6 protein-coding genes are annotated in these 14163 nt (G+C 40.0%); 5 read left to right on the top strand and 1 reads right to left on the bottom strand.

Going from position 1 to position 14163, the window contains the following annotated elements:
• Nucleotides 1-112 precede the first annotated feature (112 nt).
• Complete coding sequence (locus D0T56_RS10930; protein WP_163320194.1) at nt 113-4117, bottom strand: two-component regulator propeller domain-containing protein; 4005 nt, start codon at nt 4115-4117, stop codon at nt 113-115.
• 410 nt (nt 4118-4527) lie between these two features.
• On the opposite strand from D0T56_RS10930, the gene D0T56_RS10925 reads away from it, so the two are divergent.
• The 5 genes from D0T56_RS10925 to D0T56_RS10905 all read left to right on the top strand — a co-directional run bounded on the left by D0T56_RS10925 (nt 4528) and on the right by D0T56_RS10905 (nt 14111).
• Nucleotides 4528-5643: a glycoside hydrolase family 26 protein gene (locus D0T56_RS10925; protein WP_163320193.1), complete on the top strand. Its 1116-nt coding sequence runs from the start codon at nt 4528-4530 to the stop codon at nt 5641-5643.
• Between the two features lie 44 nt (nt 5644-5687).
• Nucleotides 5688-7898, top strand: coding sequence for a glycoside hydrolase family 3 C-terminal domain-containing protein (locus D0T56_RS10920; RefSeq protein ID WP_163320192.1), 2211 nt, complete (start codon nt 5688-5690; stop codon nt 7896-7898).
• A 217-nt stretch (nt 7899-8115) separates the two neighbouring features.
• The gene (locus tag D0T56_RS10915) at nt 8116-9903 is read left to right on the top strand and encodes a DUF5040 domain-containing protein (RefSeq protein WP_163320191.1); all 1788 of its coding nucleotides are present in this window, start codon (nt 8116-8118) and stop codon (nt 9901-9903) included.
• Between the two features lie 610 nt (nt 9904-10513).
• The gene (locus tag D0T56_RS10910; RefSeq protein WP_163320190.1) at nt 10514-11356 is read left to right on the top strand and encodes an SGNH/GDSL hydrolase family protein; all 843 of its coding nucleotides are present in this window, start codon (nt 10514-10516) and stop codon (nt 11354-11356) included.
• Between the two features lie 94 nt (nt 11357-11450).
• The gene (locus D0T56_RS10905) at nt 11451-14111 is read left to right on the top strand and encodes a two-component regulator propeller domain-containing protein (protein ID WP_255491158.1); all 2661 of its coding nucleotides are present in this window, start codon (nt 11451-11453) and stop codon (nt 14109-14111) included.
• The last annotated feature ends 52 nt before the right edge of the window (nt 14112-14163 follow it).

Below are 14163 nucleotides of genomic sequence, written 5' to 3'. Positions count from 1 at the left end.
CGACGGATCGAGGATTCTCGTTTATAACATAGTCTCCTATTGTTTTAGGGATGTGATTGCCGTTAAGAAAATGTAGCCAAGGTTTTAATATTTGTAGCACTGTGCATCTGAACTACATTTCTTCTCTTTTTCCACTGTTTATTTCCATATAGCGACTGGGCGACATTCCGTAGAATTCTTTAAAACTATTGGAGAAGTGAGACAAAGACGAAAATCCGGTTGCGTACGTAACCTCCGAAATTGTCAGGTTTTTTGTCGAAAGCAGCCATGCCGCATGCCGGAGACGTGTTGTTTTTATATAATCGCTCGGATTTTGGTTTGTCAGTTGTTTTAATTTCCGTTGCAGCTGCGAACGGCTTATCCCGATGTCCTGACTGATTGTTTCCACAGAAAGTTCAGGCTCTGCCATTTTGTTTTTGACAATGCTTTCCAGCTTTTCGAGGAATTTTTCGTCGGCCGATTTTATATTCAGGTCTTCTTGTTTTATTTCAAATCTGCCCTCATATTTATCCTTCATCACCCGTCTTAGTTCTATCAGTTTGCTGATCCTGACTCTCAGGTGTTCTATGCTGAACGGCTTGGGTATGTACGAATCCGCACCAACCTGCAACCCTTCTACACGCTGTTCTATTGCGGTTTTTGCGGTTAAAATAATCACGGGAATATGGCTTGTTTTTTCGTTCTTTTTTATTTTGTCGCACATTTCTATTCCGTCCATCTCAGGCATCATGACGTCGGTGATGATACAATCGGGCTGTTCCTTTATGGCTGTTTCGAGTCCGATGCGTCCGTTTTCCGCTTCAATTATCTGGTAATCATTACTCAATACGCCCGATATGTAGTTCTTAATGGCCTGATCATCTTCCACTATAAGCAGTTTGGCTTTATACCTGCTTTTTCCGGAGAAGGTTGTTTCCGAACTTTTTTCATCATCAATGAAAGACGACAAAGACGGCTGAACCAATGTTGCCAAGCTCTGTGCCGAACGTTCTTCACGAATCTCCGAACTTTTCAGATAAGCTCTGCCCAGAGGCAATAATATAGTGAATACAGAACCTATGTGGTCGGTGTCTTCCACAAATATTTTTCCATGATGTATTTCCATCAAACTGCGCGACAGATGCAGTCCGATACCCGTGCCCATCACGTTGCTGTTGTTTTTGTCCGGTACTTGGTAGAACCGGTTGAATACAAGTTGACGCATCTCTTTGGGAATACCACAGCCGGAATCTATAACCTTGATTTGCAGATCGGTATTTGTCGAATCCACATCAATAGTAATTGTTCCGTTTTTCGGGGTATATTTGAATGCGTTGGATAAAACATTGAAAAGAACCTTGTCCATTTTTTCCTGATCTATCCAAACCGTTGGCAGGTTGTCCTTGATATTCAGCGTAAAGTTTATTTCTTTTTCCTGCGCTATATATTTGAACGAACTGGTAATCTCTTGCAGAAACTCTTTAACGTCAGTCTCTTCCGTTTGAAGTTTCACCTGACCCCTGTCTAGTTTTCTCATTTCCATGACCTGATTCACCAGGCGGAGTATCCGCTGCCCGTTCTGATCTATGAGCTTATATGTATCCCTCAGGCTGCCTTCGGGTGTATCTTTTATCAGTTGCTCAACGGGAGTCAGAATTAGTGTCAGAGGAGTGCGTATTTCGTGAGATATATCGGTGAAAAACTGAAGTTTCGATTGCATAATTTCACTTTCGTTCTGTTTTTGCATATCTTCTTTCCTTTTTTGCATCCTGCTTTTGATATTCATATATACGAAATATGCAATGCCCAGAAAAATAAGGAAATAGATGATTTTTGCCCACCATGTCAGCCAGAGGGGAGGGGCTATGTAGATAGTTATACTCCTTTCGATAGAGGTAGAGTTGGGTAATGATGCCTTTACATTGAATACGTATGTGCCGGGTTCAAGATTGGTATACGTTGCCAGATTGCTGCCATGAGGTAACGTGCGCCAGTTGTTTTCGAATCCGTCGAGTTTCACCTGATAAATAACCTTGTCGGGATAGTTGTATTCCAACGCAGCAAAGCTGATGGAAAAACTTTTCATATTATACTTTAGCCTGATTTCGGACGATGCGTCGATCGACTTGCTGAGTATGGCATCCTTGCCGCTGTCGATGCCGACACGTTCGTTGTAGATAAACAGGTCGGTGAAAGCCAGATTAGACAAGGCATGTTCCGATTGCTTGTCGAAAGGAACGAACGACGTGAGCCCGTTTATTCCACCGAAGAAAATTTCACCCGTATGTGATTGAAAATAAGCACCTCTTCTGAACTCATTGTTTATTAAACCATCGGATGTATAATAATTGGTAAATGTTTTATCTTTTGTGTTGTAGTGCGATAATCCGATGAAAGTGCTTATCCACAGGTTGTTATCTTTGTCTACTTCTATGCCGCTGACAGCAGCATTGGGCAAACCGTCTTTTTCTGAATATTGAATAGATTCGTCTGTTTTGGGGTCAATGTAGTTTAGTCCCCAATTGGTTCCAACCCATATCCCGCCTGTTTTGTCGATACTCACGGCAAAGATGTTGTTGTTGCTCAGTTTCCCGTTTTCCTGCGTATAATCTGTAAACTTCTTCGTTTTAAGGTTGTAGCAACTGAGCCCTGCGCCACTTGTACCTATCCAGACCATATCGTTGTAGCCGAAGGCAACGGTGTGAACGGAGTTGCTGAGCAATTGATCTTTCACTTTCATCAGGTCGTATACAAAGAATGAAGTGCTTTTAGTTTCCGGATTATAGACGCATACGCCGTTCTCATTTGTTCCTATCCAGAGATTCCCGTTCTTATCTTCCGTTATCGAATTGATGTGTTTTACATCTATTCCGTTATGTATCAGCTCTCTTTTCTCGAAACTGTCGTTTCCGGGATTGTAGAGAAAAAGTCCGTAGAGATATGTACCTACCCATATTCTCTTTCTTGAGTCTTCGAAGAGAGAAAGAACTACCTTGTCGGGCAACTTGCTTCCCAGATAATGCTGTTTCACCTCTTTGTTTGCATCGAGCCTGTATATGCCGTCTCCGTCGGTTCCGAGCCATATATCTTTGTTCTGATCTTCAATCACACTCAAAACACATTCGTTACCGATATTTTTGTTTGGGTAGAATGGATTGAAGCCGACATTATAGAACAGTTTTTCTTTTCGGGGAATCATAAGTACTCCCTTTTGATACAATGCAACCCATAAATTCCCCTGAACATCTTCGAAAATGCTGTGCACTTTTGCCTGTCTGAGGTCGAGGTTTGTCAATTCCGATTCGTAGGTATAGGATGTCTGGTCTTTGAAGTTGTAGCATTTCAGGCCTTTTCCGTCCGTACCTATCCACAGGTTATTTTTACTGTCAATCTTCATCGTGAAGACTTTCTCTGTGGAGGGTATATAATTTCTGTTGAAAGAGCGGGTTGAATAATCGAAAGCGTCGATGGTTCCGTCTATGGTCCCGACAAGTATCCTTCCGTCTAATGTTTCGATGATGGAAAAAATCCTGTTGCTGGATATCGAATTAGGGTTGTTGGGGTCGTGCGAATAATTGATAATGGAATGGTTGTCTGCATTCAGCACGCTTATTCCATTGTCTTGCGAGCCAATCCATATATTGCCAAAGCGGTCTTCGAATATTACATTGATTTTGTTGCTGCAAATGTTACTGTTTGTCTGCATGTAGTAGACAGGCTGTTTCGTTTTGGCCTTAATACATATTATGCCCGACCGGCTGGTTGTGAACCAGATGTTGCCTTTGCTGTCTTCGATGATGCAATTGATATACGTAAAATCCGTGATATTGGTGTAGGACAGGGAAACACTGGAAAAACATTCGGTGTCTTTGTCGAATAGCTGAATACCTCCGGTAGTGCCAACCCAGAAACTACCTTGTTTGTCCTCCAATACGGTTAGTACCGAATTGTTCATTAAAGAGGTGGTGTCGCCCGATCTGTGAAAGTATGATTTGAAGTTGGTTCCGTTAAAAACATTCAATCCATTTTCGGTGCACACCCAGATAAATCCTTTCTTGTCTTGATATACATTGTTTACATGGCTGTTTGATAACCTGTAGTTTGAATCAAAAAACCTGTCGGTTCCGGCTTTTGCCATCGTGCATGACAGTAGAGTGATCAACAGGAAAAAATATCTTAACGGTAATAGTATTCTTCTGTTCATAGTATAATGAATAAGGCCCTTCTAAAATTTGTATTTCTCTTCATTCTGGTTACTACAAATATAGTGGTTTTTTTCGCCGAAACCTGTTAAACAAAAGCAATGCTACATAAATTTAATCTTTTGCAACATTTATGCAACATGCCGCTCACAGGTGAAAAGACTAATGTTTTATATGCAAGCCTTTGCCGGAGATATGGTATAATTTTGAATTGTTGGAAATTGTGTAATCCAATACTTGCCCGACGGAACAGGTGAGTGGTGAAATTTGAAAGTTAAAATCGAAAGAAAAAAATATACTCAGCCATCTTGTTTTTTGGGGTGGATGGATAAAACTAAAAAAAATTATGAAGCGTATCTTTTTAGTATCAATATTGCTCTCAATCCTTTTCGGGTGTAATGAGGAAAAAAACAGGGATAAACCGGCTCGGAATATTTCGGATAAGGAAGCCTCGTCATCTTTACAGGAATTTTATACAACACTTCATGCCCGAATGAATGAAGGCGTTATGTTGGGGCATCAGGATGCCTTGGCATACGGAAATATGTGGTATGGAGAAGCCGGAAGATCGGATGTGAAAAGCGTTTGTGGCGATTATCCGGCTGTTGTGGGGTGGAATCTGGGCAAGGTGGAAGTAAATTCGGCACTGAACACAGACTCCGTTCCTTTTGCGAAAATAAAGGAATATGTGGCAAAAGTGAATAAAATGAATGGGATTACAACTTTCAATTGGAGCGTGGCTAATCCCGCAGGAAAAGATATAACAGGCAAGGGTGTTGTTGCATCCATTTTGCCCGGAAATGAAAATCATAACACATACATATCGTATTTAGACCATTTGGCAAATTTTTTCCTCGAACTGAAAGACGAAAACGGAAACTACATCCCCGTAATTTTCAGGCCATTCGACTCTCCCGCAACTACCGATTCGTGGTGGAACCTGAGGAATAATACAGCAGACGAGTACAAAGAATTGTGGAAAATGACAGTCGATTATCTCAGGAGCAACAAAGGTATACATCATGTTCTTTATGCCTATTCTGTATATGCGCCTTCGTCCGAATCCGACATTTCGGAATATTATCCGGGCGATGAATACGTGGATGTTGTGGGAGTTAACTTATACCTCGACCTGAATGATGATTCGGATGGCAGCATTTTCAAGAAAGATCTGGATAAAAGTTTGGATGTTGCCTCAAAATTTTCGGAGAAACATAGTAAGATCACTGCATTGACAGATACGGGATTGAAAGGCATAAAACTATCAAATTTTTTCTCGTCGATAGTCGAACCCGTTATCTCGAAACATAAAATCAGTTATATCCTTTTCGGTCGCAATGCGTGGAACATAGAGGAGTATTATCACATTCCGGTTCCGGGACATCCGGCAAGTGAAGACTTTGCCGAATTTGCAAGTAGTCCCCGCATTCTGACAAGTGGAAAACTGGATAGGAAAAGCTAGGAAAAATCAAAAGGAAACTATATAAAACACAAAGTATTGGAATTATGCAAAGATACAAACTCCTTATATCGGTAATCTTCTCGGTTGGTTTATTGCTGAATCTGTATTCTCAGACGGAAGTACCTGTCTATTTAGATGAGGGTAAACCTATAAAAGACCGTATTGAAGATGCCTTGTCGCGGATGACGCTGGAAGAAAAAGTGGCTATGTGTCATGCTCAGTCCAAGTTCAGTACGCCGGGATGCCCCCGTTTGGGTATTCCTGAAATATGGATGAGCGATGGCCCTCACGGAGTTCGTATGGAATTTGATTGGGACGATTGGTTGCATGCGGGATGGACAAACGATTCGTGTACGGCATATCCTGCGCTGACATGCCTTGCCGCTACTTTCAATCCCGATCTGGCCTATCGGTACGGCTATTCGCTAGGTGAGGAAGCCCGCTTTCGCAAAAAAGATATAATTCTGGGACCGGGTGTAAATATTTACCGCACACCTCTTAGCGGACGTAACTTCGAATATATGGGAGAAGATCCCTATCTGACTTCAGCTATGGTTGTCCCGTATATTCAGGGAGTTCAAAAAAATGGTGTGGCTGCTTGCATGAAGCACTTTGTGCTGAACAATCAGGAAAAATGGAGGGATACGATAAATGTGGTTGTGAGCGACCGTGCCCTGAACGAGATATATTTCCCCGCTTTCAAAGCCGGAGTGCAAAAAGGAAATGTTTGGGCCGTAATGGGCGCATACAATAAGTATAAAAACCAATATTGTTCGCACAACGAGATTCTGATAAATAAAATACTGAAAACCGATTGGGGATTCGACGGTGTGATGGTTACCGATTGGGGATCGGCTCATAACACGGACGAGGCTGCTCGTTATGGTTTAGATCTGGAGATGGGATCGTGGACTAATGGTTTGACGTGGGGGGTAAGTTCGGCCTACGATAATTACTATCTGGCAACGCCTTTCCTCGATAAGATAAGAAGTGGCGAGTTGCCGGAATCGTTGGTTGATGAAAAAGTCCGTCGTATTCTTCTTCTCAATTTCAGAACCAATATGGACAGGAGCCGTACGTATGGTCGTAAGTTGACTACGGAGCATAAAAGTCTGGCAATCCGTGTTGCAGAAGAGGGCATTGTTTTGTTGAAGAACGAGAATAATTTTTTCCCAATACTGGAAGGCAAGTACAAAAAAATTGCGGTGATTGGTGAAAACGCTATAAAGAAACTAACACAAGGTGGAGGTTCGTCCGAATTGAAACCAAAAGAGGAAGTGTCTCCTTTGCAGGGAATAATCAATAGGTATGGGACTGAAAATGTGGTGTATAGCATGGGCTATGCGTCGGGTGCTCCCGATTATAATAATGTGTTGCCATCGCCATTCGATGCCGATTCTCTGTTGCACGCGGCGGTTGAGGTGGCTCGTAGTGCCGATGTCGTTATTTTTATTGGTGGATTAAACAAAAATAAACATCAGGATTGCGAGGGTGACGATCGGCTGAATATGGATTTGCCATTTGGTCAGGACAAACTGATCGGCGAATTGTTGAAAGTAAATAAAAATACCGGGGTTATTATCGTGAGCGGTAATGCAGTTTCAATGCCTTGGCTGGATAAGGTAGACGGCGTGATGCAATCGTGGTATCTGGGTTCGGAAGCCGGAACTGCAACTGCTAATATCATATCCGGAAACACTAATCCATCCGGAAAATTACCATTCTCGATACCCAAAAAGCTGGAAGATAACAGCGCTCATTATTTAGGCGAAAAATCATATCCGGGAGATGGAACAAATCAGTACTATCTGGATGATATTCTGGTAGGATACCGTTGGCACGATACAAAAAAAATAGCGCCATTATTTCCTTTCGGCTACGGATTGTCGTACACAACTTTCGAATATGGGAAAATTTCTACTGATAAGAAAAAGTATTCTGAATATGAATCGGTTAGGGTTTCTTTTACTTTAACCAACAAAGGGAAAGTGGATGGCGCAGAAAGTGTTCAACTCTATATGAGTCAGAAGAGCCCATCGGCGATGCGCCCTGCCAAAGAGTTGAAAGGTTTTGATAAAGTGTTTCTGAAAGCAGGCGAAACCAAGGTGGTGAACATGACCGTTGAGGTGAAAGACTTTGCTTTTTATGACGAAAAAACAGGAAGTTGGGTTGTGGAAAATGACGATTTCATTCTGCATAATGCGGCTTCTTCCGGTGATGTAAAATCCAGTATTACGATAAAAATATTGAATTAATAACATTGGCCGAAGAAGAAACAAGAACAACTAATATAGAAGTCATCTAGACTTTTTAAATTATACTTAATTTTTGAGTTTTTGTCATGTTGAACGTAGTGAAACATCTAAAAAACAGATCCTTCGATACTCTCAGGATGACAAAATTGAATAAAACGAAAAAGTCTAGACGGTTTCATAATGATAATCGAAAATATAAACATAAAGTTATAATAACATGAAAAAGAAAATATTACTATTTATACTGCTGCTATCAACAGTTGGTATTATCGCACAAACAAAGCATACGTTTATGCTCACAGGGGCGTCGTTTGCAGTGAAAGAAAATGGATGGTTCGAGCTTGGATGTGAGGCTTTTGACGCAAAACCCATTAATAAATCTGTTTCGGGACAGGCCATTTTGCAAACGGCTATGGGAATGTATAACGGAACATTTTACACAAAGGCCGAACTGGAAGAAACCGATGTTTTTGTGATTATGCACGTTCATAATCAGAATGTTGCAAATACAGAATGGATAAAAGACGATTATACGGAATATACATATAGTGCAATCTCTACAAATTATCCGATAGCTTACGATTATGTGATAAAAAAATACAAAGACGACTGTCTCAAACTGAAAGATGATCCTACATCTAAATATTTTGGACTGGAAAATGGCAAGCCTGCCCTGATTATGCTTTGTACGCATTGGCACGATTCTCGCACAATATACAATCCGGCAATACGTACTTTGGCCGAAAGATGGAATCTACCGTTGGTGAAGTGGGACGAGAATATTGGCTTCTCAAGAAAAGATGTGGCTTCGGGTGAAGTGCAGCCAAGTAGACAATATGCCGGTGACACGGAAAACATAGGCGGTGTTATATACGGATGGCATCCACTGAGAGGGAAAGGGCAGTATATACAACAAAAAATGGCTTCTATATTTATAGAAGAGATGGAAAAGATAATGGGTGAAATACCTGTAACCGTTCGAGCAACAGCAAAAAACAGTATTATAATTGATGAAGATGAAGCCTATGCCAGCTTTGCTTTCACGGGAGTTTCGCCTTGGAATCTGACTTACGAGATAAATGGTAAGGAATATGAAATTAAAGACATCAATCAGAGTCCGTTACTTGTAAAAATAGAAGACATTGTTCAGGGGCAGACCGTTACCGTAGAACCAACAAAAGTGAGCAATGCCTCTACTCAGGGCACGGTATCGGGGAGTGCCGTAATAACTTTTGCACAGGAAAATATCGCACCATTCTTCGATACTTTTGTGCATAACGCCAATACAAGTAAAACTTACATGGATGCCGATTCTCTTGAGCTGAAAACTTCAACAACAGACAACTATAGCCGTGAGGCATTCGTGTCTTTCAAATTTGACGATCTGATTAAATCGGACGATATGGTGATGCTGAGGTTGTTTTTTGGTAATTTGATTTATTCGGTAAGCAATCCTCCTATCGAATCTCATTTGATTGAAGTTGCGGGTAACCTTAAAGAATATGCAACAATGACTTGGGCAACTAAACCCACTGATTTTACTCCTATCGCAGAAACGACGGTTGAAAAATCTGAACTAGGATCGTTCATAAGTTGGGATGTTACCGACTGGGTTCAGGAGCAGATACAGGCAGGTGCAACAAAAGCCACATTTCGCCTGAAAGTAAAAAGCGGAGGAACAGGATTGTTCAGGTTTCCGTCCATTGATTCTTCATCGCCCAATAAACCGGCATTGCTGACCGTAAAGAAAATATCTTTGGACATAGGCGATCAGGAAGCTGCGGCAGATTTTAGAATTTATCCAAATCCGTTTGCAGACTATATAACGATAGCTAATGCTCCGTTGAAAAATGTGTCTATTTTTTCGCTTGATGGGAATTGTGTGTTCAGAACAAGCAACTTGACAAGTGATAGGATTGATACTGCGTCTTTTCCTGCGGGAATGTACATTGTTAGCTATGAAACTCAGGAAGGCAATGTAAGAAGTGAAAAGATTGTGAAATAGTTCAATCAATTTCGATAATAACGATTGTAGGGGCGAATAAACATTCGCCCTGATATTCGGGCGTGTGTCAAAAGTTCCAAATTTCAGAAAACACCCCCCCAGCCCCTAAAGGGGTGTATTGATTATCAATTGTTTAAAAAGTCCCCTTTAGGGGATTAGGGGTAGAAAAGACTTTTGACATAGCCCCGAAAGATTCACCCTCGCATATAATCTTTCTTTTCGGACGTAAAATTTTACGCCCCTACTAGCAACAAATTATTATTGTAGGGACAGGGCTCTGCTCTGCCCGAAAGATTTGTCTTGCTGAGCAATGCGAAGCATCTATATTCAATTACTGATTCGCATGATTAATTAAAAGAGTGTGCGAGCCTACTTCGAATATTGAAGTGGGCTCGTTTGTTTTATAAGAAATGATGTTTTAAAGATATAGATAATTTTAGTAGTAAAGAAGCTGTTAAATAATGCTTTTGCAATAAAAAATGCTTGTTTGGTTTTATATTTTAAGAAATAAGAGTAAATTCGAACTCTGATACATTCAATATTTTTCTTATTTTTGCAAGACCAAGACAAGGATATATCTCGATAACCTTAAATACAATAAAAACTCCAAATGAATAATCTAAAATTTACAATACTTATCTATTTGCTTATTTTTCCATTTTTCTTGTATGGGCAACAAGCCTCAGAAAAAAAAACGAACGGAGACAACTGTGTTCAACATTCGTGGCAAGGAAAACGGGTTGGATTTATCGGTGATTCGTTGACCGATCCGAATAGTTATGGAGACAAGATTAAAAAGTATTGGTCTTTTTTGCAAGAATGGTTGGATATTACTCCTTATGTATATGGTGTGAGTGGTAGGCAATGGGACAATGTGCCGGCTCAGGCTCAACAGTTGCACAACGATCATGGCAACGATGTCGACGCTATTTTGGTGTTTATGGGAACCAACGATTATAATCACGGGGTTCCTATTGGCGAGTGGTTTTCTGAAAGTGAAGAACAGGTAATGGCTGCACATGGAGAACCTAAAAAATTGGTTGTTCGCAAAAGGCGCACACCTATTATGGACAAGAATACGTATAGAGGTCGTATTAATATAGGTATAGGGCAGTTGAAAAAATTATTTCCTGATAAGCAAATAGTGCTGCTGACACCTTTGCATCGTTCTTTTGCCGATTTTGGCGAAAAAAATGTTCAACCCGATGAAAGCTATCAGAATAGGTGTGGAGAATATGTTGATGCTTATGTGCAAGCGATAAAAGATGCCGGTAATATATGGGGAATCCCTGTTGTTGATTTAAATGCTGTTACGGGTATGAATCCGATGGTAGAAGAACAAGTGATGTATTTTTACGACTCGGGTTACGATCGTCTTCATCCAAATAGCAAGGGACAAGAACGTATAGCCAGATCATTACTTTATCAACTGATTTTATATCCTTGCATGTAGCAGCTATAAAAGTCGTCACGACTTTTAACTTTATTCATTTTTTGTCATTTCGAACGTTAACGAAGAAGTATCAAACTTTCAATCCCTGAAAAATATGAGGTTTTTACTTACTATACTACTATCTTTCTTATTTCCTGTTTTCGGGTTTACCTTAAATATATCGGATTATAGATTTCATATTATGCCCGAAACCTCTTATTACGGAGGTATACACAGTATTGCAAAAGACAGTATAGGACGGATATGGTTTAGTGGATATGATGCGTTGTTTGTGTATAATGGCAATTCGTTTGTGCAAATGAACGATTTGGTAACAAAACTTTTACCAAGCTCAAACTGGAACTACGGACAGGTTATTACAGATAATTCGAGACGATTGTATGTTGGCACTAATCATGGATTGTTGCGTTTCAATTATCAAGCTCAAAAATTTGAACGCATTTCGGAAGGCAACATAGGTGCGGTTCTGTCTAATGATGATGGAACTATATGGATGATCAGGAATAACAAAATAGAGTCGTTTCATCCCGACCAGCCGTTTAACGTAATTCATTATCCTTTACCTTCCGATTCTGACATTGTTATACCGACATTAGCGTTGATGCGTAGTAACGGCAATATTTATGTAGCATTGAATGGAAAGGTATATAAATTGAATAAAGAAACTAAGCAATATAGTTTGTTTTCTACATTGGGCGATAAAAATTTTGTGATAAGGGATGTTTTGGAATATAATGGTTTTGTCTACATTCTTACACATATGGATGGACTATATCAATGTGATGGCAATGGTGCAGTTGTAAAGCATCACAGTTTATCTCTGGAATATGGAAAAACGACAAGCACGAAGATGCTCTATCTCGATTCTTCGGGCATAATATGGATAGCTACACAATCCGGACTTTTTCTGTTAGATCCACTTATGTGGGAAATGCGCCTGCTCCGTTTTAATTTACAATATGCCTATTCCCTGCCAAACAATTCGGTGTGGTCTGTTTATCCCGATCCTGATGGCGGTGTGTGGGTAGGTACATATGGGGGAAAATTGGCTTATATGACGTTTTTTGATAATAATGTAAATTATTTCAAGGCGATGCCGGAAGGCTTAAATCATCCTATCGTAAGTTGCTTTGAAGAAGATAAAGATGGAAATTTATGGATAGGAACAGAAGGAGGCGGCTTGAGCTATTGGGATAGGAATACCGACAAATTTTCATACTATACACAAGAAAACAAGACGGGTATAACTTCAAATATGATAAAGAAGTTGCGATACGATAGTAGAAGTAATACCTTGCAAATTTCGGCATTCAACGGAGGAATGGAACGGTTTGATGATAAACAACGCCGTTTTGTCGACTTGTTGATGTATCATCCCATAACATCGAAGCAATTAAGTATCTACGATTTTGTATTGGAAGGTGATTCGGGTATTTGGCTGACAGATCCCGATTCGGAGTTGATGTATAAAGATATAAAGAAAGGTTCGATAGAAATTGTTTCTTTGTCGGATACTAAAGGAAATCGTGTGAGGATGCATATCGAAACATTGTTTCGTGACAAAGGTAATAACCTGTGGTTGGTTACTCACGATGGAGCTTATATTATGGATGTTAGTACCAGGCAAATCGTAAAACATTACTACATAGAGAATGCCCCTTATTCAGTAAACAATCTTTGCTCGTACTGCATCACTTCCGATTCGGATATCTGGTTTGGAACTCGCGGTGGCGGTGTAAATAAGTTGAGCAAGAATGGCAATTATACAAATTTTGCAGAGAAGGACGGTTTGTACGGGAAAACGGTTTTCGGTATATTAGAAGATAGTTTTTCCAAGGATATTTGGTTTAGCACCAACGATGGATTGTATTATTACGACTATAAAGCGGAAAAAATAAATAAATCTCAAATCAACAATCCCAGTCTTTGCGGAGCATTTTATGTGCGGGCATGCCATAAAACATCGAAGGGTGAAATGTTGTTTGGAGGAACTGACGGCTTTATTATGTTTAAGCCAAGCGAGGTGAAATATAATAACCAACAGCCAAAAGTCTTTTTTACAGATTTGCTAATCAATAACGAGATAGTTGTTCCCAATACAAAAAACTCTCCGTTGAAAAAACATATATCTACGTTATCTTATTCCGCAGATGATAATGATGTAATAATATTATCTCATAACCAATCTAATATTGAAATATGCGTTTCGACAAATAGTTATCTGCATGCCGAAAAAAATCAGTATGCGTACAGGATGCTTGGACTTTCGGATACGTGGAATCTTTTGCCCCGGGGACAACAAGCAATACAGTTCTTTAACTTGCCCGAAGGTGACTACATATTTGAAGTAAAGGCAGCCAACAACGATGGCTTGTGGAGCGATCAGGTTTCGGCTTTGCATTTTGTGGTGAAACCATCACCCTTTTTGTCTGTGTGGGCATATATCATCTACTCCATATTATTGTTGTGCGTAGTATACTTTATCTGGCGATATTTCACCAATAAAAAAATATTCAAAAACCAGCTTGAGATGGAGCAGCTCAAGGAGCAAAATATGAAAAAGCTTACTCAGGCTCGAATCAATTTCTTCACCAATATTTCGCATGACCTTAAAACACCTCTTACTTTGGTTGTTGACCCATTGAAACAACTTAAGGAGCGTTTGCCGGAAGATAAATCGTTGACTACTTATATACATCTTATAGAGAAAAATGTCAATCGTATTCAACGGATGATTAGCCAACTACTTCAATAGAGTTTATATTTAATAGTTTATTAAAGCGTTCTTTTACATAACTTTGTGATTT

Source organism: Dysgonomonas sp. 520 (assembly GCF_010501095.1).
Classification (GTDB): domain Bacteria; phylum Bacteroidota; class Bacteroidia; order Bacteroidales; family Dysgonomonadaceae; genus QVMP01.
The sequence above is the reverse complement of the archived record's forward strand: the minus strand, read 5'-3'. Positions and strand labels throughout refer to the sequence as shown.

What these genes read in the sequence shown, in the direction of transcription:
- D0T56_RS10930 (WP_163320194.1), bottom strand. Translation starts at nt 4,117, where the DNA reads ATGGCAAAAGCCGGAACCGACAGGTTTTTTGATTCAAACTACAGGTTA.
- D0T56_RS10925 (WP_163320193.1), top strand. Translation starts at nt 4,528, where the DNA reads ATGAAGCGTATCTTTTTAGTATCAATATTGCTCTCAATCCTTTTCGGG.
- D0T56_RS10920 (WP_163320192.1), top strand. Translation starts at nt 5,688, where the DNA reads ATGCAAAGATACAAACTCCTTATATCGGTAATCTTCTCGGTTGGTTTA.
- D0T56_RS10915 (WP_163320191.1), top strand. Translation starts at nt 8,116, where the DNA reads ATGAAAAAGAAAATATTACTATTTATACTGCTGCTATCAACAGTTGGT.
- D0T56_RS10910 (WP_163320190.1), top strand. Translation starts at nt 10,514, where the DNA reads ATGAATAATCTAAAATTTACAATACTTATCTATTTGCTTATTTTTCCA.
- D0T56_RS10905 (WP_255491158.1), top strand. Translation starts at nt 11,451, where the DNA reads ATGAGGTTTTTACTTACTATACTACTATCTTTCTTATTTCCTGTTTTC.